17 protein-coding genes and 1 pseudogene are annotated in these 23216 nt (G+C 61.0%); 5 read left to right on the top strand and 13 right to left on the bottom strand.

Annotated features, from left to right (window positions below):
- Positions 1–442 precede the first annotated feature (442 nt).
- Positions 443–808, top strand: coding sequence for a DUF6491 family protein (locus tag DX905_RS16320; RefSeq protein WP_116091830.1), 366 nt, complete (start codon positions 443–445; stop codon positions 806–808).
- Between the two features lie 901 nt (positions 809–1709).
- On the opposite strand, the gene DX905_RS13610 is transcribed toward DX905_RS16320, so the two are convergent.
- Together DX905_RS13610 and DX905_RS13605 are read right to left on the bottom strand one after the other, a co-directional pair.
- Complete coding sequence (locus DX905_RS13610; RefSeq protein ID WP_162875641.1) at positions 1710–2321, bottom strand: Crp/Fnr family transcriptional regulator; 612 nt, start codon at positions 2319–2321, stop codon at positions 1710–1712.
- Positions 2322–2624: 303 nt separating this feature from the next.
- Entirely contained in the window at positions 2625–3347 is a 723-nt protein-coding gene (locus tag DX905_RS13605) for a Crp/Fnr family transcriptional regulator (protein WP_240320851.1), read from the bottom strand.
- A 173-nt stretch (positions 3348–3520) separates the two neighbouring features.
- On the opposite strand from DX905_RS13605, the gene DX905_RS13600 reads away from it, so the two are divergent.
- Positions 3521–3808, top strand: a complete 288-nt coding sequence (locus DX905_RS13600; protein ID WP_116091827.1) for a hypothetical protein — start codon at positions 3521–3523, stop codon at positions 3806–3808.
- Positions 3809–3854: 46 nt separating this feature from the next.
- On the opposite strand, the gene DX905_RS13595 is transcribed toward DX905_RS13600, so the two are convergent.
- Complete coding sequence (locus DX905_RS13595) at positions 3855–4130, bottom strand: DUF6894 family protein (protein ID WP_162875640.1); 276 nt, start codon at positions 4128–4130, stop codon at positions 3855–3857.
- A 259-nt stretch (positions 4131–4389) separates the two neighbouring features.
- Here DX905_RS13595 and DX905_RS16465 point away from each other — a divergent pair, with 259 nt between their 5' ends.
- Entirely contained in the window at positions 4390–4632 is a 243-nt protein-coding gene (locus DX905_RS16465) for a DUF6894 family protein (RefSeq protein WP_116091825.1), read from the top strand.
- A 536-nt stretch (positions 4633–5168) separates the two neighbouring features.
- Positions 5169–5366, top strand: coding sequence for a hypothetical protein (locus DX905_RS13585; RefSeq protein WP_116091824.1), 198 nt, complete (start codon positions 5169–5171; stop codon positions 5364–5366).
- A 289-nt stretch (positions 5367–5655) separates the two neighbouring features.
- Here DX905_RS13585 and DX905_RS13580 read toward each other — a convergent pair whose 3' ends face one another.
- Entirely contained in the window at positions 5656–6522 is an 867-nt protein-coding gene (locus DX905_RS13580) for an SDR family oxidoreductase (RefSeq protein WP_116091823.1), read from the bottom strand.
- A 105-nt stretch (positions 6523–6627) separates the two neighbouring features.
- Between DX905_RS13580 and DX905_RS13575 the strand changes: the two genes are divergently transcribed.
- Positions 6628–7515, top strand: coding sequence for a LysR family transcriptional regulator (locus DX905_RS13575; protein WP_116091822.1), 888 nt, complete (start codon positions 6628–6630; stop codon positions 7513–7515).
- Between the two features lie 195 nt (positions 7516–7710).
- Here the strand turns inward: DX905_RS13575 and DX905_RS13570 are convergent, their stop codons facing one another.
- The 9 genes and pseudogenes from DX905_RS13570 to DX905_RS13535 form a co-directional block, all read right to left on the bottom strand.
- Positions 7711–10128 (bottom strand): S9 family peptidase, encoded by a 2418-nt coding sequence (locus DX905_RS13570; protein WP_116091821.1) that lies wholly within the window; start codon positions 10126–10128, stop codon positions 7711–7713.
- A gap of 113 nt (positions 10129–10241) precedes the next feature.
- Positions 10242–12887, bottom strand: coding sequence for a TonB-dependent receptor (locus tag DX905_RS13565; protein ID WP_162875638.1), 2646 nt, complete (start codon positions 12885–12887; stop codon positions 10242–10244).
- Positions 12888–13030: 143 nt separating this feature from the next.
- Positions 13031–14080, bottom strand: a complete 1050-nt coding sequence (locus tag DX905_RS13560; protein WP_116091819.1) for a FecR family protein — start codon at positions 14078–14080, stop codon at positions 13031–13033.
- The gene (locus DX905_RS13555; RefSeq protein WP_240320966.1) at positions 14077–14610 is read right to left on the bottom strand and encodes an RNA polymerase sigma factor; all 534 of its coding nucleotides are present in this window, start codon (positions 14608–14610) and stop codon (positions 14077–14079) included. Before DX905_RS13555 ends, DX905_RS13560 begins: the two co-directional genes overlap by 4 nt.
- Before the next feature lie 1365 nt (positions 14611–15975).
- Positions 15976–18567: a S9 family peptidase gene (locus DX905_RS13550; RefSeq protein ID WP_162875636.1), complete on the bottom strand. Its 2592-nt coding sequence runs from the start codon at positions 18565–18567 to the stop codon at positions 15976–15978.
- Positions 18564–21179, bottom strand: coding sequence for a TonB-dependent receptor (locus tag DX905_RS13545; RefSeq protein ID WP_116091816.1), 2616 nt, complete (start codon positions 21177–21179; stop codon positions 18564–18566). The genes DX905_RS13550 and DX905_RS13545 overlap by 4 nt, the downstream gene beginning before the upstream one ends.
- Before the next feature lie 74 nt (positions 21180–21253).
- Complete coding sequence (locus DX905_RS13540; protein ID WP_240320850.1) at positions 21254–22141, bottom strand: FecR family protein; 888 nt, start codon at positions 22139–22141, stop codon at positions 21254–21256.
- Positions 22142–22294: pseudogene (locus tag DX905_RS16460) on the bottom strand (FecR/PupR family sigma factor regulator); the annotation flags it as partial.
- A complete protein-coding gene (locus DX905_RS13535; RefSeq protein ID WP_240320849.1) occupies positions 22291–22974 on the bottom strand; it encodes an RNA polymerase sigma factor in 684 nt (227 codons plus the stop codon). The pseudogene DX905_RS16460 and the gene DX905_RS13535, both read right to left, overlap by 4 nt.
- Positions 22975–23216 lie beyond the last annotated feature (242 nt).

Genomic DNA, 23216 nt, shown 5'->3' with positions numbered 1-23216 from the left:
TACGGACCAGCAGTGCTGAACGTCCGCAATTGGGAACTCGAAGAACCGCGCTGAATGTCTGCAACTGGGTCGAGCCAGCAACCACAGAGAGACGGTCCGGGGGATCGCTGGTCGGCAACCAAGCGCCCACTCTAAGCCGTTCAGTAGCGTTTGCGCCGATCCCGAAGCGGCCGCTTGTTCGCGTGCGCTGATGTCCCCGGCACCAGGGCGGTGAGTATCCCAACTATTCCTGCACGACGGAGGGTCAGCGGAGGCTGCAGCGAACTGACTTGCTGGGGAGCAGAATTATGGTTCCGCGAACTTGCTGAGGATTGCGTAGCGAGGCACCACAACCTCCGCCGACTAGGTGAATCGATGCGTCTCCGAAAAGCTTAAACGTCTCAATCCTTCCCATGATTAGTCGGCAAGCTGGTGTTCAGCAAACCGCGCCTAAGTCATTCATATGAAAATATTCATTCTCGCCTCCGCCGTTGCCCTTTCTGCTTCCGTTGCTGCGATTGCCGCGCCCCACGAACCGCCGCCTCAGCAAGCCAGCATCCCGTTCGTGAACCACGGTGGGATTTACAACTGGGAGGCAGTCGATCGCGATACGATCTATGTTCAGGACCGTCGGCGGCAATGGTATCGTGCCGACCTCCTCGGCCCTTGCCTAGGCCTAAATTTCGCAACGCGGGTCGGCTTTGCGGGCGGTCCGACCGACACGTTCGATCGCTTTGCGTATGTGCTGGTTGCTCGTCAACGCTGCCCGGTGGAGAGCCTCAGCCGAAGCGGGCCGCCTCCCAAGCGCGATCGACATAAGCTATCGTAAACCCCGCGGTGAGATGCCTTAGCGACAAGCCTTCGCCTCGATAACGACGGGCCGCTTTCCGGCAAATACCCGCCCTAGCTCGGATGTGCTTCTGGTGCCGGCTACTCAGGCCCGTCGCCTTTCTCGCTATGGACATTGCCGCGGGCTGGGGTGCCTCCGGGCCTCTTTTCGCGCTGGTTCCGCCGTTGAATATCGGGGATGGATCGGCGCTCTCATCGTTTGCCATCTCGACTGATGAGCTAGTCCGCTTTTCTCGTCACCTGGCTTAGCCGGTTGGTTCTCGTCACCGATGGTAAACTCCTGAACGTGTCAGATTGAACGCGCGGAGAAGTGAAGTGGCAGTACGACCGGTTCACCGAGTGAGCGCAGCTAAATAGAGGCGGTAGACATTTAGCTGCCTAGGCGTTGCCTAATGAAACTCAATTAAGGCGCGTCAATGTCGGATGGACCACAAACTGAGCGCCCGGGTTTCGCCGGCACATGCATATACGCAGCGATAGCGTTTCTTAGTTTAGTTGGCCTAGCGCTTTTTGGCTATTTGGCGTGGAATACAGTGCCCACACGGCGAGGGTCGCAGGGGCCGGTTACAGAGAATTCGCGTGACCGCGATCCGCCGCCTTCCCCAATGCGTAAGGCGCCCTGAAATTGGCGCCCCGGTAGGCTGCACGCTGTCGCCGTCGTATCGGGGGGATGCCGCGAGGCGAATCGTTGCCCCTGACCGCTACCGCTTTGCATACCGCGCCTGCTCGTCGCCGTGCCGCAAAAGCACGCTCCACGAAATGCCTAACCACCAGCATCGTCAAGCACGCCACGGGTAAATACCACTTCGTCAGCGGTCCAAAGAAGAGTTGCCAATATACGTGATATCAATCGTGATAGAGATCCCTGGCGACCTGGGTTTTTACTGAAGGTTCAGATAGGTCGGGCTGAAATGACCGGCATCCTGCAAGGCCTGCCAATTGAGAATGGTGATCGAACTCAAGTCTGTTTCGATCAAACCGGAAGACATCAAACCGTGGATCGTCCGATTGACGTGGACGGGCGTCAGCCCGGTCGCGTCGCCGACCTGCTCTTGGCTAAACGGCCATTGGATCGTCAGCTTCTCCCGTTGCTCCACGCGTGCTTGGCGTAACGCCACTTCGCAAATCAGATGTGAAATGCGCTGGCGAGCATCCCGCTGTCCGACGTTGGCTATCCACTCGCGTGCGATCGAAGCTTCGACCAGCGTCTCGCGCCAAAGCGCTCGACCGACGTTCGGATACTGAAACGCAAGGTCGAGCAGGGCCTGATTGGACACGAACGCGACGTCCGATAGCGAGAGGCTCCGGACGCTATAATCGACCGTTTGGAGCAATACGCAATCGAAGCCGAGAAGGTCGCCTTGGAAATGCACGGCCAGGATCTGCCGCGATCCCAGGTTCGCAGTCTTCTCGCGACATCCGGCCCCGGATAGCAGCAAGCAGGCATTCTCGGGCGGTTCCCCTTCCTGTATGAGGTAGGCGCCGGCCGGCACGGTCTCCGCGCGTACAGGCAGAGCAAGCACCGCGGCACCCTCTTCCTGAGTAAATGTCGAACAGAGAGACAGCTTGGCAAGTAGCGGCGCTAGGCTAAAAGGCCGGGATTGAAGCATTAAGCTCACCCATTTTTTGAGGGAGCAGGCGTCCCTTTGCCGCCGCAACTACAGCGCTGAGACGTTGGCTCTGTAGGGGAGTAATATGGCGGGATGTGCAACATGGATCACTGTTTTCGCACTCAGGCGCGATAAGTAACGGAATATGCGTCCGAAATCTCAGGAGCAGCGGGCCAGTGCGACCGTCTAGGCTGCGCTTCGCAGCCGACGATGAAGGTAGTTCTCGTCGAACCCCGCGATCTGAACGAGCTTGCCGGTGTCTGTGATGAGGAGGCTGCCACGCTGCAGGGTCATGGCACCGTGCATGCGAAGCTCTTTCAGGACCCGGTTTAGATGGACCGGCGTCATGCCGAGAGAGTCGGCCAGCAGCAGCTGCGAAAGCGGCAACTTGAGGCTGACCTCGTCCGCGAGACCGATGTTCCGGGCGCGGAGATACAGTTCGCACATCAGGTGGGCAGCGCGTTCGATGCTGCTGCGCCGGCCCATGCTGGTGATCCAGGCCCGCATTGTACCCTCGTCGATAAGCTGCCCCCGATACATCGCCCTCGCTACCGCGGGGTGATCATCCATGATCCTGTCCATGTCCTCGCGCCCGACCGTGGCCACCAGCGCGGGCGTGACGGTCTGTATGCTGTGATCCATTTCCGCGAGCAGGCCGACATGGAGATCGCACGCGTCTCCGGGCATGAGGTAGGCCAACACCTGGCGGGTACCGCTGGGCAGAATCTTGTAGCGGCATGCCCACCCTTCGAGCATCACGAAGACCGGGCCCGGCCGATCGCCCTCCCGGATTAGATCCTGCCTCGCCGCCACTCTGCGCGGCGCCGAAGTCGCCGCAGTCAGTACAGCAACATCTTTCCCGCTGAGGTTGGCCAGCGCGCCCAGCTTGTCGATGAATCGATTTTCCATTCTCGACGCGTAACACAGGTTACTATTTTAACATATTGTCCAAAGTTATAGTTGAAAGTTGATATGGTTGATGGTTTCGCGGGAAAGCCGTCCTACTCAAACACATCGTCGGCGGATCTTCAGGCTCCGGCGGCTGAGAGACATTGCGCTCTCGCCTGACTGGAGTTTTCGCCATGACCGACGTTTCCAATGATAATGCCTCGCGAGTCCCGAGCGAGGCGCAGCGCGAGCCAGACGCCCATGGTCAGTCTGCCATGCTGCTAGTGGAAAGCCTGATCCATGGCTTGGTCGCCCGCTCCTCGATCAGCGTGGAGGATGCGGTGGAGATTGTTAGCGTGGCGATCGACGCGAAGGAGGCCACGGGCGCTGAGCTTGGCGATACGCAGGCCACGCTGGAGAAGTCACTTCATATCCTCGGTGCGGTCCGCGCGAGCCTCAGCCTGGATTTATCTCGAAATTAGAACGGCGGTGGAACGCGCCGCGCATTATGCGGCGTCAGGCACAGCCTCAATAGCTAATCGAGACCGCGTCGCGGAACGTAACGACGAAAAGCACATCGCCATATTCGTCCTTCACCACGATCCGGTGCCCGAGGTTTAGGTGGCCGCTTTTGACGTCGGCGGCGGCGAGCTCGCGAGCTTCGGCGATCGCCCGGTTACGTGCGGCAGCGACGGTCGCGCATTCGTGACCTTCCAGGTCGCTCAACTCCTTGTTGTCGAAGATGTGTAAAAAGAAGCGCGGCACGGTACGTAAATGTCTGGCGTCACATCCGGTTGCTAACACGGGGCCTAGCCCGCAACCTAGTCGAGGCAGGTCCACAGGCCGGTCATGGAGGCGCTTCTGTCGCCGAACTACATGGAGCATCGTCGGTCTCGGCCAAGGCGGTGCGATAATTGCCCGACCAAACATTCTCAGCCTGTTTACGCCACCCGAGGAGTGAGCCAAGCACAGGCGCGGGAGCAGCAGTGGAGAGGGGATAGTTGCGACTGACCGCCTGATCTATTGCTATGGAAAGGGCCCGGTAGACGTGCTCTATTTACACATGCCCCAATACTATTTTGACCTGCATGAGTGCGGCACAGTCTTAGAAGACGACGAGGGTCACGAGCTGCCTGGCACAGATGCGGCGCGGGACATGACAGTCAAGTTCGCGCGATCGATTATGGCGGCGGAGGTTGTGGAGGGCCGGCTGTGCCTCGGCTGCCATATCGTCGTCAGAGGCGAAAACCGCGATGTGCTCCTGCAGGTGCCATTTCGCCAAGCGGTTCACCTTGCCGGGATCTGACGTAGCCCAATGATCAATCGGAAACGGCATATGCCATGTTTGATTATCGAGGAATATGGATTGATTGCCGTGACTTGCAAGCTCTGCTGCAGCGTGAGGCAGTCGGGCTCAATGGAGACGATAATCGCACTGCAGCGTTTTATGACGCCGAAGCGAACCCTCCGCAGGCCACGGCTATGATTGGCGATGCGGCACGTCTGCACAATCATCGTGTCATGGGGCGCTCGCGCCGGTTATATGGAACAACCGTTCTGATGAAGCCCCGCCGAGCCCAACCCGGCGCCGGCGGGACTTGCACCCGGACCGCCAGGCAGAGGTTCAAGCCACCTGGTTATGACCGCAACGGAGGTGATGAGCGCCTGTTCCCCTAACTAATTAAGATTAAGATGATTTTTAGCGATTGATGTCAATTTTCATTCAGGGTTGACCTAGATCATCCATATGATGAATCGTTAATGCTAGCGTAGCTTATCGCTAGCCGGACATTCGGCGCCGGCGACCGAGAGCACTGGAAAGCTCCCGCGAAGGAGTTGGACATGCAATTGCAAGAAACTTCAGAATTATCGTATTGGCTGCGTCGTGAAGCCGACGAGCGCACGCAGGCCGCCAGTGCGACCGATGTGCCGAGGCAGTTGCATACCCAATTGGCTGACAGCTACGCCGCGCTCATCGGTGAGTGGTTGGGTGACGCGCATTTCGAGCGAGCGAAACAGCGAAGCCAGGATCGGCAATGACCGAAGGCACGCTGCCGCTGCGCAATTGGACGACTACCCTACCGTACTCGACATGTTAGGTCGCGCGAGGAAGAACGGTGACGACTATGCGACACGATCGCGGTTGAGTCGATTAAGCCAGTACGCCGCTTTCGGCCAAAAGTCAGAGCATGAATGAGTGTCCGAAGTTGGATAGCGCAACGCGGGCGCTGAGGGTCTGCAACTGGGTCCTCGCTATCGCGAAGCGGCGGACAGGGGCACGAGGCTGACGGGCAGATCGCCCGCCGGCCTCCGGCCCTCCGCCCAAGCCTTACGCGCCGGCGATGCTGCCCGCGAAATCGCGGTAATCGTGCAGAGGGCGGCCGAGAATGGCAGTCAGGCGTTCGCGGTCCCCCTCGTCGGGGATCATGCCGTCGCTGACGTAGCGCTCGGCCATGAGACGCATCTCGTATGCCATCCACTTCGGCATGAAGCTCGCCATGTTCTGCTCAAAGCCGCTGGGATCGTCGCCGCCATACGCGATCGGACGGCCGAGCACGTCGGACCAGATCGCGGCGACCTGCGGACCGGTCAGCGTGTCGGGACCGACGACGTTGATCGTCTCAGATGGCAGCTTGCTCGGCGCGGCCTCGCGGCGGATCAGTTCGATCGCCGCGACCTCGGCGATGTCGCGGGTGTCGACCATGGCGACACCCTTGCTACCGATCGGCATCGGATAGACGCCGTGCTGAAGGATGACGTCCTTCACCATCACCTCATTGTCGATGAAGTAGGTCGGGCGCAGGATCGTGGCGCCGAAACCCATCTGCTCCAGCATTCGCTCGGCGCCGGACTTCACCGCGAAATGCGGCACGTTTACGGCACGATCAGCTTGGAAGACCGACAGGTAGACGACACGCTCAACGCCTGCTTCGCGCGCGACATTCAGGGTGATGATCGCCTGGGTGAACTCGTCACCGGTCACCGCATTGAGCAGGAACAGCGTGCTGACGCCAGAGAACGCCGCGCGCAGCACGTCGATGTCGAGCAGGTCACCTTGCATGACGTCGACGCCAGCGGGGAAGTCGGCCTTCGCCGGATCACGGGTCAGCACACGAACGTCGGCGCCGCGACGCACGAGCTGGTCGACGACGTGGCGGCCGACACGTCCGGTGGCGCCGGTTACGAGAATGGTCATGGGAGTCACTCCTTAGCTGTGCCTGATTGGCAGGACTAAGTTGAGTGATCCATGTCCATCCAAATAGATGCTATATCTGGACGCGCTGTCTCACAGGTGGAACAGATGGACCTGCTAGCTCTAACAGATTTTACGCTGGTCGCCCGGCATGGCGGGTTCGGTAAGGCCGCTCGTGCCGCCGGTCGGCCCAAGGCGACCCTGTCCCGACGTGTCGCTGAGCTGGAGGCGAGCCTCGACCTGCGCCTTTTCGAGCGCGGCGTACGCGACCTGAAGCTGACGGAGGAGGGCCGGGCTTTGTTCGAACGCGCCGGCGCGCTGCTCACCGAGCTTGAAGAAACAGCCGCTTCAATTGCGTCCGGTGGAGACCGGCCGCGCGGGCGGCTGCGGATCAGCGCGCCTTTGCTGTTCTCGCAGACCGCGATGGGCCGGCTGGCCGCTAAGTTCTCGCTTCTATATCCCGAGGTCAGGCTCGAGGTGACGACCGAGGACCGGCCCGTCGACATGATCGAGGAAGGCTACGACCTCGTGATCCGGGTCGATCCCGATCCTGACGAGACGTTGGTCGGCCGTCCGTTTCTCCACGATCGGCTGGTGGTCGTGGCAAGCCCGGATCTGCCACGACTGGCTGACGCGGCCGTGCCCGCAGTGGTGCGCGGAAACGATCGAACGGGAAGCTGGACGGTTAACACAGCTGCGGGACAATCGAACGTCGCGGTCGATCCGGTGCTCAGGCTGTCATCGCTGGTTATGATCCGCGATGCGGTGCTGGCCGGCGGTGGTGCGGCGCGCCTGCCCGTGTCGCTGGTCAGCCATGACCTGGCGGCAGGCCGGCTTGCGCATTGGGGCGACGTAGCGGGATCAGAGATCGCCCTATGGGCACTCTATCCGTCCCGCAGACTTCTGAGCGCCCGGGTCTCCGCGTTCCTAGATCTGCTGAAGCGAGCCTTTCCAAAAGCTGCGCCCGAGGAGCTAGCAGCTTACCTTAATGGATAACTGTCGCGCTGCTCACCTTGGTGAACATCTAAAGCTGGGAAGCAGATAGCGCAGCCCGAGTGACCACAATTGGAGCGTCACTGCCGTGCCGGTGACGACAGCTTCTAGTCCATAGAAGCTTCGCGCGTACGTCGGCTCGTGGCGGTAAGGCGCAGGATCGCCAACAGCTCGGATCCGTGCTATGGCCCTGCCTATCTACTTCGAACCTTTCGCTGCCAAATATCTATCTAGGAAAGCGAGCATGCGCATGGCCTGATCCTGCGCCTGCGACGCTTTAAAGTTGGAGGGCGAATGGCCAGCGCCATCGTACAGCGCCAGATCGACAGTACGATCCAATCGGCGCAGCGCAGCGAACATCTTGGGCCCCTCAATAAATCCTGCAAAGTCATTTGTACCCTCGAGGATCAACAGCGGCGTGTGGATACGGTCGGCGTGATAATATGGGGAATTGTCTATGTAGCGCGCCGGATCATCCCAGAGCGGGCCGCCCAGCCGCGGTTGCCCAGATTCCAGCCAGTCACCGTTGTCGATGAGCTGCCCGCGCACAAAGGATGTCTGCCCATAATAGCCTCCCAGATCGAACAATCCGCCGCTGGCGATCGCAGCGCGGAACAGATTGGTGCGCGTTATGATGGCAGCGGTTGCAAAACCGCCGAAGGACTGGCCGCGTAAGGCCAGACGGTAGGGATCGACATAACCAAGATCGATTGCCTTACGGATCTGTGGCATAAGATCGTCCATAATCTCGTCGATCACGTTGCCTTTTTTATCACCGGCACCGAGCGGCATATCGACTAACAGGACCGCATAGCCCCGCGCAGTGAAGATGTGGGCAAGGTCGTCGGCAGCGGGCGTCGGGGCGCCATAGTGCGTGACGACCCGATTGAAGTTGCTGGAGGGATAGAACCACACGATCGCCGGAAGCTTGTCGCCTCGCTTGGCGCCCGGCGGCAGGATCACGCTGCTGTGAACCTCCCGCAACGTCCCGTCGCCCTGCCCAATCGTCGACGTAAAGTTCTCGATCGTGCCTGGATGCAAAATGCCGAGCCCCGGGGCGACGTTCGTCAGTCTCTCGCCGAGGCGCCACTCGCTTGAAATTGTGTAGAGATCGGGTGGCGTCGCAAAATCCTCGTAGACGGCCAGCGCGCCGTTCGGGACCGGAACGAGCGCGCTCAAACCTGCCGTGCGATGCCATAAAGTCGTTGCCCGGCCCGCAGCGAAATCGAAGCCGAGCAGGATGCTATCGCCGGTGCGTTCGTCGAGCCCGCTCGCGACGATCGCGCCCTTGCGCGTCCGCCATGCGGTTCCGTCAATTGCGGCCGGCAACGACCGCACCGTCAGATCGCCGTCGCCGATGGCGATCTGGGTTGCGGCTGCGCCGTCCAGCGGTACGCGCGCGATAGCGATCGGCTTCGCCCTGTCCGCATCCGTAGCTCCAATGCCCACGATAACGTTTCTCCCGTCATCCGTGAATCGAAGGAGCGACGGTACGATCGGGCCGAGACCTTTGCCGACTTCCGTGGTCGTCCGTGGTCCGTCCGTACCGATCTGGACACGCCACAGCTTGCCGCCCTTGAGATAGACCAGCGTGTCATCGCGCGGATGCCAGCGATAGCCATAATCAAACTCCGCGCCGCCTCCAGCTGGGCGCAGTCCGGCCGCGACGCGAGTCGGCATGCCGCCCTCCGTCGGCACAATGTAGAGGTCGACGCTGGCCTTGAAACGTTCCCCGGAGACCGTGCAGCCGGTGCTGTAATAACTGAGCCATCGTCCGGACGGCGACACATTGAAATAAGCGGTTGGATGGTGGCGGACAGCGCCCCGACCGACGTCGCTGGCAGCTTCATCGGTGACTAGAATCTTCGTGGCGCCTGTCGCCGGCTGGACGGCTCCCAGGGACGCGGCCAGATAGGTTCCGTACGAACATAGCTCGTCGAACGATTGGTTGGGCGTCGCCATCGCGTCTTTATCCGCCGGATCATGCCTAAAAACCGTAACGCCGCTTGCATCGGCTTCGGGCGCATGGCCCATCATTGTGGGCTTGGTTGCGATCGACTGGACGCCCGGCCCGGTTGCCGGCCAGAAAGTGACGTAAATTGTCTTTCCATCTGGCGACCACCGCGGGTGGTCGAATGGAAAATAGGTGGATTTGATTGGCGCGTCGGTCGCCTGACGGCAGCGGTCCGACATAACATCATAGAGCCACAAACGTGCCTGCCCCGTCCGGTCCGAATAGAAAGCAAGCGTTCGTCCATCCGGCGAGAACGAGGGATCCCAATCGTTCCCACCGGCCGGGCACAGCGCATGCGATGCTTTGCTCGAGAGGTCGAGAATCCAGAGCCGGCTTCCGTCGCTGGTAAGCGGGCTCCCGTTTGCCAGAAAATAGCCGCGCTCACTCTCCTCGGGATTGCTGGTGACCTTGACCTCATAGACGGCGTTGCGGGCGTCAGGCGACGCGACGATAGGGCGGCCTTCCCAGTCTTCGGCGATGCGCGGATGATCGTAGGCGACCGCTATGTCGGGAGGGACGGCGGGGCCAGCCGCCCACGCTCCGTTGACGGCGAGGCAGCTGGCAATCGTGGCGGCGATGATCGCCTTAAAAAATGGCTTCATGGAACAACCTCCCTGAGTGCTGAGGGCGGCACATCTGCGCTGACCGGCGCTTTCAGATCGTGCTGCTGTGCGGCCGCGCGTTGCGATTGGCGGAGCCGAAGCGCCGCCAATCGCTAGAAACGTTTACGCAGTTCGATCGAGAGGTAGCGGCGAAGCGGATTGGCGTTGGATGGATCGTAGCCAATCGGCTCGCTGAGCCCGTCAGTAACGCCCGCCCCCAAGTCGGCCGCGAAGGGCGGATCGCGGTTGAGCAGATTTTGCACGGTCAGGTAGATGGCAAGGCCATGCAACGGTCCGGGCCGCTCGCCAAAGTCATAGGATGCGGTCAGATCGAAGGTTAGCTGGTCGCTTATCTTCGGATAGGCCGGCACGTAGGGATTCAGATAAGCACCGACATAATTGCCGGTGAGCCGTGCGGAGTAGCCACCGGTCGCCAACCCGACGAAGGCATTGCCGCGGAAATCCACCGGACGACCAAGAATATTGGACTGAGCGATGACCTGCGAACTTGGGGTCGTACGTGTCTCGGATGCGAGGATGTAGGTAGCATTGGCACCGATCGAATAATCGATCGTCCCGCGCTTGAAGGCGTAGCTTGCGTTGATATCGACCGCCTTCTGGCTGGATTTGGAGATGTTCCGCAGCCGGTTGTCCAGGATGTAACCAACATTGGCGGCCAGCGCGTCGAGATTGGTGAGATCGAAACTGGTGACATTGTTGCCGATGCCAAGGGTCGCATTGCCCAGGATCGACGCGATATCCGCCTTAGTCGGCGAGAAATTGAACAATTCTCGGAAAAGCTGCGGCTGAAAATAATAGGTTCCCCGGCCCGGATCGCCGCGCGCGATGCGATTTTTATAATCGATCGAGACGTAGGTGAAGCTGAAGTTCAGACGTGGAACGCTGGGTGGCCGCAAGTCCATGCCGAATGTTAGGAGATTGGATGTCTCCGGCCCCAGCTTGGGGTCAACACCGTCGTCGATATAGAGACCTATCGGATCGCCGGCGGGATCAGGCGTGTGCAGGCCGAATCCAGCGAGATCGAGTATCGAATAAACGCCCGGTCGACCGATATCGTCGAGGTAAGGCGCGCGGAACGTGCGGCCGTAGCTGCTGCGCAGGTTGAACCCGGGCGTTATCGACCAAAGCACGCCGATCTTCGGACTGAAATTCTTGCCGAAGTCGGAATAGTCGGAATAGCGCGCGGAAATATTCGCCTCAAGCTGATTGATGCCGGGCAGGCCTGTGGCCGGCCCGATGAACGGCAGATTCAGCTCGCCGAAGGCATAACGCGTGGTCCGCTTGTGGTCGTCCAAAACCGACGACTCATAGCCGTCCGTGTTAGAGGCGATCCTGCTTGTCGATAGCGTCTCGCGAGTCACGCCGACACCGAACGAATAGGCTAAGTTGCCACCTGGAAGCGCAAAGAGCCGCCCGCTCGCCCGCGTCGTGGCATCCCATGCCTGCGACAAGGAACCGTTATGCTGCGTTACCGGAGAGGTGACGGTCGACATCACGTCGTCGGAAAGCGCGCCTTCCTTGATTCGCGAGTAAGAACCGATCGTGTCGATCGTCAGCGCGTCGCTGACCCGCCAGGTCGCGCCGAGCGAGCCAAACCAGGAATTGCTCACCTGATGGTATTCGGTCAGCAATAGCCGAGGAACGCCACCCGAAAGGCCAAGGTCGCGGAAGAGGGAGAAGAATCCGGTGCGCCGATTGTAGAGGCCGTCGACATTGAAGGTCAGATCGTCGCCTGCCTCCTGTCGGGCGGTGAGGAACAGGCCGGTGCGCTTCTGCGGCTGGACGAGGGTGTAGGCGCCTTCGACGTCTCGCGAGAAAGACCGCTCGTCGGCTGTCAGGGCCGAGCGGTCGAGATAGCTTGCGCTGATCACCGCATTGCCCGTCGACCAATTAAGGCCACCGGTGAGCGATCCACGATATTCACCCTGCGCGCCATCATCGGTCGTGCCATAGCCGGCGCGCGCTTCCAGCCCGTCGAAATGGTCGAGCAGGATGAAATTGACGACGCCGCCGACCGCGTCCGAGCCGTAGACCGAAGACGCGCTGTCAGTCAGCAACTCGACGCGCGACACCGCCGTCAGCGGAATCTGCGAGATGTCGACCGCGCGCCCGTTTGCCGACCCCGACAGCCGGCGGCCGTTGAGCAGAACAAGGGTCGTCCCGGGCCCGAGGCCGCGCAAGTCGACGCCATTAGTGCCCGTCTGATTGAAGAAGCCGGCGCGGTCCGCCGACGTAGTGTTGCCGCTCACCGAATTGAAATTCTGGGTGAAAGTGTTGACCGCCTGTTCGGCGGTGGTTGCGCCACGCGCATCGAGCTCGCGCCGATCCACTATAGTGAGCGGTGAGGATCGCGGGACGATGCCGCGGATATTGGTGCCCGTGACGACAACCTCAGCGCTCTCGTTTTCCGCCGCGGCGCCCCCGGCGTCGGCTCCCCCCGACGGGTGTTCGATCACGATCGCGCCGCTGCCGTTGATATGGTAGGCGAGGCCGGTGCCCGCGAGCAGCCGGGTCAAGGCCTCGTCGACCGTCAATTCGCCCTGCAGCGCGGGCGCGGTAAAGGGGCGGGTGAGGTCGGCGGAGAAATGAATCTCCCGATTCGCCTGGCGCGCGAGCGCCATCAGCGCGCCGCCCAGGTCGCGTGCCGGCACGTCGAACGTCGGACTCGTCGCCAGCGCGGCGCTGGGCATGGCGGCCCCCGCCGCACAGGCCGCGAGCAACAGCGTGCGGCAGCTCATTCCAAATCGTCTTTTCATCATGTCCCCCCGATCCCCAACGGGCCAGCCGCAAACGCGGTGACTTCCATGCCAGGGACGGGTAACCGAGCGATCACCGCAAATTTTTCACAAAATTGTAGTATCACAATCCGGATTAGGCCCAATCAGGGCGCTTGCCGGGCGCGGAGCGAAAGCACGCCGTCGCCGTGCCGGACGAGATCAACCGGTAGCACCTCCGTAATCGCTTGCGAGAAGCGCTCAGGATCGTTGGTCCGAAACACGCCACTGATCCGTAGGCCAATAATCGCGTTGCTTTCGATCCGGATAGGCCGGCGCGTGTAACGGTTGATCTCGGCTACGGCATCGGCAAGCTTGGCATCGTTGAAGACGAGGTCGCCCCCGCGCCAGCTCGCCACCTGCCCGACATCCGCCGGTTGGACAGCGACGCGGCCGGTGGCCGAGGCCTGCAGCGTCTCCCCGGCGTGCATCGTCACCTCGGCCGCGGTTTCGCCGGATCGGTCCGTTGCCGGGCGCACCCGCACCGTGCCGTCCAGCAGCGCGACGCGCACGTCCGACCCCTTGATACGCACGTTGAAGACGGTGCCGACCGCGACGATTTCGCGGCCACCCGCAGCTACGCGGAACGGCGTCGGCCGGCCGTGCGCGACCTCGAACAGAGCCTGGCCACGCGTCAGGGTCAAGCGGCGCTCGGTCGCGGAATAGGCCACGCGAAGCTCGCTGTTGGTATCGATCGTCGCGAGCGATTGGTCCGGCAAGGTCACCGTCAGCCGTTCGCCGATCTGCGTACGATAAGTGGCGTTGTTCGGATCGCTCGCGGCGATGTAGCTGGAGGCGTTGTGCGGCCTTTGGGCACCCGGCAGCCCGAGGAACAACCACAAGGCCGCCAGGGACGCCGCCAGCGCACCACCGGCGGCGCTCAACCAGCGGCGCGGCCTGCGCGCGTCGCGTGCGGCGAGCGCCGCGTCGCGCATCTGGCGGATGGGCGCCTCCCCCGCATGATGCGCCGCCGCGTCGAGTGCCCAGATGGCATTTTCATAAGCTTCCACATGGGCGAGGTCTTCCGCGAGCCACGCGGCGAAGCGCTCCTCCTCCAACTCCGACAGGGGGGCACGTTCCTGACGTAAAACCCAGAAGGCGGCTGTCTCGGCGGTGGCGCTCGCGCTGCCGGTTCGCCGGATCGATACGATACTCACGTTACGCGCCTCCTGTGATCGGCCAGACAGGCGGTCGCCGTAGTCACCTCATATTGAACGAGGCGTTTGGAGACGCCCAGTCGCGCGGCAATCTCTGCATGGGTGAGATTCTCGACCCGCGCCAAAAGGAAGATGTGGCGCATGCGCTCGGGCAGTTCATTCAGCGCGGCAACGACCATATCGAGCTCCTGGCGGCCTTCGAAAAGGCGATCGGGGGGAAATTCTTCGCCGCGCTGGACGGAGGTGACGATGTCGGCGACCGGGTGCGCGCGGCGGACTTGGCGATAGCGGAAATATTCGACCGCCAGATTGGCGGCGATGCTGAACAGATAACCTTCGACGCGGCCGATCCGTTCGCGCACCTCAGGCCGGGACAAGCGCTCGAACACCTCCTGCGCCAGGTCCCGCGTGTCGGCCAAGTCGATCCCGCGGCGACAGAAATAGCGCACGAGCACAGCCTGATAGCGGCGCGAAAGCTGATCGACTGACCAGCTTTCGTCGCTGATACGTCCCTGATGTTCCGGCTCCACGCGGCCCAAGCCCAGTCCTCCTTGCACATCTATGACGGTTGAGATTGGACAAGGCGCAAAAAATAGGACGAGCGGGCAATTCGCCCTCGCATGCCGGGCGTGACGGCGAATTGATGCTAATCGAGCGCCACCAAGCGATGTAGGCGTTTGCCAACCTATGCCATCGTCAGACGTTGGGAATGGGCGCCCCCTAGCTGCCGCAGTGGTGGGCTGAACGAACGTCGGGAGTTGGTAGCCGGTGGCTAGGTTTCAACGTCTGCTTCTGGCTCTCTCGGATCCGGCAGCTGCCTGAACACAGCTGCTTCCTCAGGCTTGCGCCCAGCCGGTTTCAGATTTTGAGAGCGACATACCTCGTGTGGCGTTTACCGCATCCGGTGCAAGGCTCTGCCCGCCACATAGGGTCGTCTCGTATCTCGCACAGCGACTTTGGCGGAGCGGCTAGGCCAAGGAAGCGCTTGAGATCCAGAGTTAGCGATAAGCCGCACTGAGCGCAGTCCAACTGCAGCGTAAGTTGGTCTTCGATAGCTTCGGAGACCAAGAAGGGCCAAATCCAACTGGCTGGGATGCCCTCGCGGGCAATATCTGGCGCATGTGCTCGCTGCTCCGGCAAAAGATTTGCAATGTCATACCCGCGCCTGACGCAACGCCGCGCCCAGTTCGTCTCTGAGATAAGGGATGTCAGTCGCGTCGGGGTACGCTCCAGCACTTCGTAAGGGGCAACCCAGCCCTCATGCAGTAGGTCCGTCACCCTGCGCTCAACACTATCTTTGGCCGTCGCCGCTTTCTCGCATTTATCGAAACGTGACCGGACGCGCGTGCCAAACTCTTTGCTTTGTCCTACGTAGATTGGTGTCCCCTTAGGATTGCCGAGCTTGTCAGGGAATCTAGGGTCGCGGATCAAGTATGTAATCCACCCTCCTTCAGCCTCGGCAGCACGTGCGCGCGCCACTTCTTCGTCGATTAAGGCAGCCACGCGACGACGTTCGGGATCGGCTTGATAGCGTGCCATGGAGAGAAATTAGGAGAAGAACTGCGAGATTTATAGATCACGAATTGACATCGGCATTAGGCGTGGAGCGGCGGCTGAACGAACGTCCGGTTTCGGGAAGCCGCACGGACGGGGTGAATGTCTCCAATTGGGTCTTCGCTATCGCACGCACGCATACCTCTGGTCCCTAAGAAGCTTCGTCGCGAACGTGAGCTTCTGGCCCTCAGGCGCATGGCCGCCTCAGCTGTACCTTACCTGAAAAGCGGCTGTCGACGACTAGAACACGGCCGAGGGGTCTTTGCCCCGCATCTTTGCCGATCGTGCCGTCGAAGCGTGGTCCAAAGCGGTCTTTCGCCTAGCTGCCGGAGGTGCGATGGTCATGGCCGCGTAGCAGTCGAGGGAGCCCATTCCGAACCCGATGCTCGCCCGCGGCCAAGCGGCCCGCCAGCCCTAGCTGGAGCAACATATTTGTCGAACCAGGCCACGGTCCGCTGCGTAAGGTCGCGTACATTGGCGAAGCTTGAGGGGCCGTGCCACTCCCCCCAATATTTCACATAGTCCACGGTTTTTCGTAGGCGGTGGAGCGCGACGAACATTTCGTCATATTGCTCGGAAATTCCGCCACTATCCATATCGGTGCTTACCAGCAGAACAGCTGCATCGATCTTATCCGCGTAAGCGACGGGACTAGCCTTCCAATAAATCTCCGGGCTCTCCCAAGGGGACGCCTGAAGCGTGAATTGGTCGCGCCCCTCATATCGCTGCGCCTGTCCGTTCCATGGCACCAGTTCAGAGTAGAAAAGCTGATCGATTCCATGAGAATAGTAGTGCGTGTGAGCGTCGGCGATTCCGTTTATCGACACAATCGCCTTGAAGCGGTTGCTGTGCCCCGCCAGCCAAAGGCCGCTATATCCAGCCCCACTGGCGCCAATCAGCCCTAGCCGCTCCGGATCGACCAATCCTTCCGCGACCGCGGCATCGATCGCCCGATCGGTGGCCTCAACAATCCCGCCCAGCGGTCCACCCTCACGGGTGGCGATCCCGGGATTTGCCACACTAAGGAAAGCGTAGCCGTGCGCCAGGAGGATATTGTGATTTTCATATCCTATCGGCTGCTGAAGAAGAGGTTCAGCCGAACAGGATGGCGTGCTCTCAGGATAGACATACACGATTGTCGGGTAGCGATGGCCCGCCTGATAGTTTGCCGGCAGGGTTAAACAACTTGTCAGCGCTTCTCCGCTGCGCCCCGCATAGCTAATCGCCCACGACAAAGGTTTGCCGACACCCGCCAGAAACTTGTTGATCCGGAAGACCACTCTTGCTGCTTGTTCGCCGGCTTGGATGGCGACGTCCGTCCCGTTCGGAAGGATTTTCTTAAAAGCCACGCTGCCGGATGCAGGCCCGAACGCCATCAGGGTTACAAGGCCCGGTGGGAAGGACAAATCCCGTTCCGCACCGCGCGCGAGATCGAAGGCAAGCAATTGATGCTGGTTTGCATCCGCGGAACGGAAAATCGCGGTGGAGCCAAAGGGCTGGCGCCCTTGCACGGCCGGCCCGCTGGCTTCCGGATAGGCTGCCACCCTTCGACCAGGTGCGATACGCGAGGCGGTCCCGTCCGCTGCCATTCGCATCACTTCGCGATCGAGTATGAGATAAGCGCCCGACCTCGTCTCCCCGGCGACCCAGGGCGACACCGTTTTGTACGTGGAAGTCAGGTTGCGGATGCTCCCCCCGTCTCCCAGCAGATACCAGTCGAAACGGCCGGGGTCCGCGTTAAGGTCGCGGCCAGTAACGCCGCGCTGGGTAAACCGTGGCGTCTGGTCGCCTCCCGGATTTTGACGAGCCGCCACGGCGATATCTCGACCAAGCCACAGGAAGCGCATTGGCCGGCCCGGTGGGCCAAACTCCCGTTCGTTGACGAGGTCGAGCCCGCGGTGAGAGAATTCGCGAAGCTGATGGAGGGCAAGGTCGAAGGAATAGAAGCGTCCCTGCCCCGCCGCGCCGCCATTGGGCCAAGCGAAGAAACCGATCCGGTCGTCATGGGGCGACCATTCCATCGTTCCCGGCACTATGTCGAGCGACGGGACTGCCTGAACGGACTTGCCGGAATGGAGATTGAAGAGCGCGAGGTGCGCGCGACCATAGGTCCACGCCGTGGAGGTCACGTCCGTCCCAAGCTGGTCCTTTTCATATTGGCGAAGGCCGGAGAGATATTTCCCATCGCGGGAGACCCGCAAATCCGAATAGAGACCGTCGGCTATTTTGTGCGATTTTCCCGTCGACACATCGATTCGCAGCAGGATGCCTCGAAAGGGCGCATTCTCGTTGGATGGTCGGCTGCGATAGAGGCCGTAGGACGCTGTTCTTCCCACCCAGGTCGCCTGCCAGGCCTTGTGCAAAGCTTCCCCCGTCGCGCGGCGGAAGTACGGCATGTAAGCGGCCAACTGGCCCGGTTCCTGAGCACTGAATGCAAGCTCGTGGGTCCCAAGCCAGATGGGCGTCAGCTCATGGTAGTAATCCTGGGCCGGAGCATCGTTTAAAATCCGCTCTCGCCCGGTCCGTCGGTCAAAAACGCCGAGCCGTAGCTCGCCGCGGCAAGCTCGAAAATAAGCGACGTAGCGCCCATCCGGCGACCGACTGATGAGAGCATATAATGCCCCTTTGCTCTTCCGGAACAGAGGCTTCGCGTCGCCGCTTCGGGCGTTTGCTGTCATCAGCTCGCCAAAGAATGGGCCGAACGGCGCGAGGCTATAATCGGGAAGGTCGCTAAACCGCGGCCTTCGAACAAAAATCAGAGAGCTGCCATCGGGCGTGAAAGCCCCCGGCCCAATGTCTTCGAGCTTGGCCATTTCATCGAAGGTGAATGGCCGCGCCGCGGTGTCGGTCGGGCTGCGGGACCAACCCGCCTCGCCGATCCCACAGGCGAAGATGAGAGCCAGCCAGATGAGCGGCCGCATCGCGACGGTCACCACATCTTTGTAAGTGTTAAACGGGAAACGCGGCCGATCACCGAGGCATTGGACGGATCGTAGCTCGCATATGTTGCGCTGATGGGCTGCACATAAGGAGGCGCTTTGTTGAAGGCATTCGTGACGTCCAGGCTGATCTTCAAACCTGTTCGGGCATTTCCCAGCAGCATCCCAAGATGCAAATCCGCCGTCGTATAGTCATCGATGTGGTAAGTGCCTGCAGGACGGCCGGCGACGACCCGCTTGTCGTCCATCGACGGTGTGTATCTCAGAAATGCGGCCGCTTCGAAGCGTTGCCCGACATAAGCGAGACCGCTTCTCACCCTGTAGCGCGGCGCAAAGAAAGCCTGGCCAGTGAACTCCTGCTCGGGGGCCGCGGGCTGCGCTCGTACTTTGAAGCTCAAATTCAACGTGGCATCGGCGGTGAATGTCAACGCACCGGTGGATGTCGGCAGATTTGCGTGGAAGAGGAAATCGATCCCTTTTGCGGTCGTCGAGGCGAGATTGACCGAGCGGTCGTCGATGATCACACGAACGTCTGACGGCGTCGTGGTCGGACCGGTGGTACTGAGGAAGCCGGGCAGCGCGAAGAACGACGTCACGCTGGATAGAGCGGGCGAACGGGTGAGGAAAGGCTGCACGAGGGGATCGGCGAGGTTGAACAAGGTGGTGACGGCCGTATCGGGCGCTGCGATCCGGTTGCGGAATGCCACGTCGTAATAGTCGACGGACAGGCCCATTCCCGGCAATGCCTGGGACGTGAAGTCAAATCCAAGCGTCAGGTTGCGTGCGGTTTCCGGTTTCAGATCCGGATAGGCCCCATTGGTGACGAGTAGTGCCGTCACCAATCCGCCTTGCTGCGGGTCATTGGCTTTCACCGTAGCGGCAAGCAGGCCGGCCGCGTTTTCGTCAAAGAGCGTTGGGGCGCGGAACGAGGTCGACCGCGTCGCGCGCAGCCGGATGGAAGAGTTGACGCGCCAAACGAGCCCGACGCGCGAATTGGTCGTGCCTCCGAAATCGCTGTAATGATCGTATCGGACTGCGGCTTCGAGGGTAACACTCTTGGCAAGCGGCGCATCGCGAAGGAGGGGCACCGCGATTTCGCCAAAGGTCGCGGCGACCGTCCGATCGAGCGACGCCCCCGCAGCACCTTGGGTCACGAACTCGCGCTTGCTGTAGCGGTAATCGATGCCAAGCGCCGTTCGTACGGGGCCGGCCGGCAGCGAGAATGGCGTTCCGGTAATCGTCGCGCCGGCGCCGACCTCATGCCCGCGATAGTCGGTTCTCGAGTAAACCCCGGTTAGTGATTGCGCCTGATTGATCAGATGGTTCGCCGAGAAATCCGCATTGACGCTTACGACCCAGCTATCCGGCAGGCGGAAGATGCCGGATGCCGACACATATCCAAGCTTCGTATTTCCACGTGAAAAATCGAGTACGGAAGAAGGGCTGGAGAATTTTCGCTGCGCGCCGAGGGCTTTTAGCCTTAGCTCGTTCGAACCGCCCACATCTTGGGAGAGGCTGCCGAAGATCGAGTATTGATGTTGATCGGGTAGGATCGATGCCGGCGTGATGCGCGACGTTGGCGCACGGTCCAAGGTGCTGAGCCTATCGCTTTTATCATATTGCGCCGCCAGGACACCCGATCCGCCGTTCCAGTCCAGGCCCTGGATATGACTCGCCTGGTACGTAGCGTAGCCACCGTCCGCACCCCCGTAGCCGACAGATGTCATCGGCTGATCCTGGTGGGTCTTGGTAATGAGATTGACGACACCCGCGACCGCGTCCGCTCCATAGACCGGCGAGGCGCCGTCCCTGAGCACTTCGATCCGATCCAAGGCAACGAGCGGCATCATCGAGACGTCGGGCGCGGCGCCTTCCGAGCCGATCGGAAATCGGCTGCCGTCGATTAGAGCAAGCGTGGCAGCCGAGCCGAGGCCGCGCAAATTCGGCGAATAGCCTTTGCTGCCATTGCTGCCGCGGTCCGAGCGAAACCCGTTGGATTGCTTGCCGCCGGCCGTCTCGGGATTGATGTCACCGGCGAAGGTCTGCGAGAGCGTTGCCAAAGCCGCCTGTACGGTTTGAGCGCCCGACAGTCGAAAATCTGTTCTGTTCACGGTGGTGGATGGCGAGGATTGCTCATTGATTGAGAGCAATCGGCTGCCTGTTACCGTGATTTCCTGGCTCGTATCGGCCGTGGACTCGTCAGAAAAGCCGCTCCCCGCTCGGCCCGGCGCGCCCGCATTGAGGGAGGGTTCCTGAGCTTCGGTCCGGCCGTTTACCGGCGCGGCGGCGGGCTTAATGACGATAATGCCGCGTGGGCTGCGCCCTGCCTGGAGCCCTTGACCGTGGATCAGGAAGCCTATCGCATCGTCGATGCTATAATTGCCCTTCAACGCGTTGCTGCGCCTTCCGCGGACAGACGCGCCCTTGAAAACTACTTGCTGACCGGCTGCGCTCGCCAATGCTTTGAGTGCGCTGCCAAGATCTTGCGCCGGTATGTCGAGCTGGAAACTGCTTTGTTGCGCGCACACCGCGATCGGAGTCGCCAGCGCGACGCTGGCGGCCGCCCCATAGATTAAGCGGTTCATCGTACGAAAGCGAAAGAGCATCGGACCCCCCTTGAGGGCCGCCTCGATCTCGCGCGGCCCATAAGGTAAGACGCGGAAAGACCGATATTGCGAAATTATGACGGTCGCTTGACCGTCAGCGCGATCACATTGCCCTTCTGTTGGACATTCAACGGGTAAATTGCCGACACGCCGTCGACAAAACCGCTGCTGTCGCCCGCGTTAAAGGCGCCGCTAACCAGCATGCCATCGGCATTTCCGCGCAGGACGATCTTCGTATCGGAATATCGATTTACGCGCTCGATCGCGGTCGCCAGGAATTCATCCGAGAAATTGAGTTGGCCGCCCTCCCACAAAAGCGATCTCGGCAAGTCGATAGCCTCGATCGCCGCGACTGGCCGATCGAGCGAAGCAATCATGATCCTGCCGGGTTTCAGGTCCTGATCGGCCGCGACCTTCCTGGCTATCAGCTGGACATGCTTGGGCGGCTCGTTGGACGGGCCGTTTTCAAGGACGGCGACATTGCCCTCGTAAAGCACGACGCGCATCTGCCGGCTTACCAGTTCGACACTGAAGGCCGTGCCTGTCGCGACGACCATTCGATTTCCAGCCGTGACCGTGAAGGGACGTCGCGGGTCCTTCGCGACATCGAACTTTGCACGACCTGAAAGCAGTCTGAGGGCGCGGCGCTCGTCATTATATGCGACCTGGACCCTCGTATCGGCATCGAGGGAAATCTTCGAACCGTCCCCCAATTTCACGACACGGCGTTCGCCAATGGCCGTTACATAGGTGTCAGGACGCACTTGCATGAGATGGAGGATGGCGGTTACCGTCAAAAGCAGACATGCAGCCGCTGCCACAAGGGGGCGCCAGCGACCGGCAAGTCGACTGGGCCAGCGCCGGTTGTTGGCCGCTCTCATTGCTTCGAGCGCATCCGCCCGCACCGCGATCAATTCCGGCTCGTCCCCCACATGTCCGGCCGCGCTCCACAGATGCGCCATCTGGGCAAACGCCTCGCGATGGCGCGGGTCGGCGTCGCGCCAAGTTTCGAAGGCGATCTGATCTTCCAGGCTGATTGACCCCTCCGCCAATCGCATACACCAACCGATCGCACACTCGCGGGCCTGTTCGAGTTCGGGGGCTGCTTCTCTCATAGATCGCCGCCCATCTTCTCGAACAACCTCAGCATCGCACGCTGCACATGCATCTCAACCATGCGCACCGACAATCCGAAGGTCGCGGCGATCACGTGCTTGTCGATGCTTTCGATACGATACAGCGTGAATATCCTTCTTGTTTTTTCAGGCAACTCGGCAAGCTCGCGCGCCATTACGTTCAAGCCCTGTCGCCCGGCTGCGATCCGGAACGGATCGAGCGGGTCCAGATCGACATAATCCTCCAGCCGCTTCGCTTCGCGGTAATCGGCGCGCACTTTTTCCCTGCGCGCCCGGTCGCGCAACAGGTTCGCCGCGATCTGAAATACGTAGGCATCGGGCGCGATGATCTGATCGCCAGCGCTCCGCGCAAGGCGAATGAAGACCTCCTGGGTCAAATCTTCCGCTTCACAAGCGTTGCCGACGCGGCGCGCAAAAAAAGATGTCAACGCCGAACGCATCCGGCGATTCAGGGCTTCCAAATCCTTATGCGCAGGCTCGATCACACCACCATGGTTCTCATCCTTACGATGAATAAGACGCGCTTCTTCAGCAACTGCGAAACAATGTGAGAAAGTTTGGGAATTCGGTTGAAGTTGCGCCTCGTCGATCTGCCGTGACCTGTGGCTCAGAAGGACCAACCGGCGGCCGGGATAGACCGCTTTTGCGATGTGCTCCAAAGCAACCGGCCACATTCGGCCAGACAGAGCCGAGCATAGGCACATGAATAATTGTCTGGAGTTGAGCAGCGACCGGCCCGGATGGCAGCTGCTGGGTCAGCTTGTAGACACAAGGGACATCCAGCTGAGAGTTGCTCGCGGGCAGCTTCGCGCCCGATACGCCGTAAAAATGGCGGAGGCCGAACGCAAAAGTGTTCCTGCTGCTCCATTACGTGTGCGCGATTTTTGGCCCGCCATAGTCC

The organism is Sphingomonas crusticola (genome assembly GCF_003391115.1).
In the GTDB taxonomy this organism is placed as follows: domain Bacteria; phylum Pseudomonadota; class Alphaproteobacteria; order Sphingomonadales; family Sphingomonadaceae; genus Sphingomonas_I; species Sphingomonas_I crusticola.
This window is presented reverse-complemented; position numbering and strand designations above follow the sequence as displayed.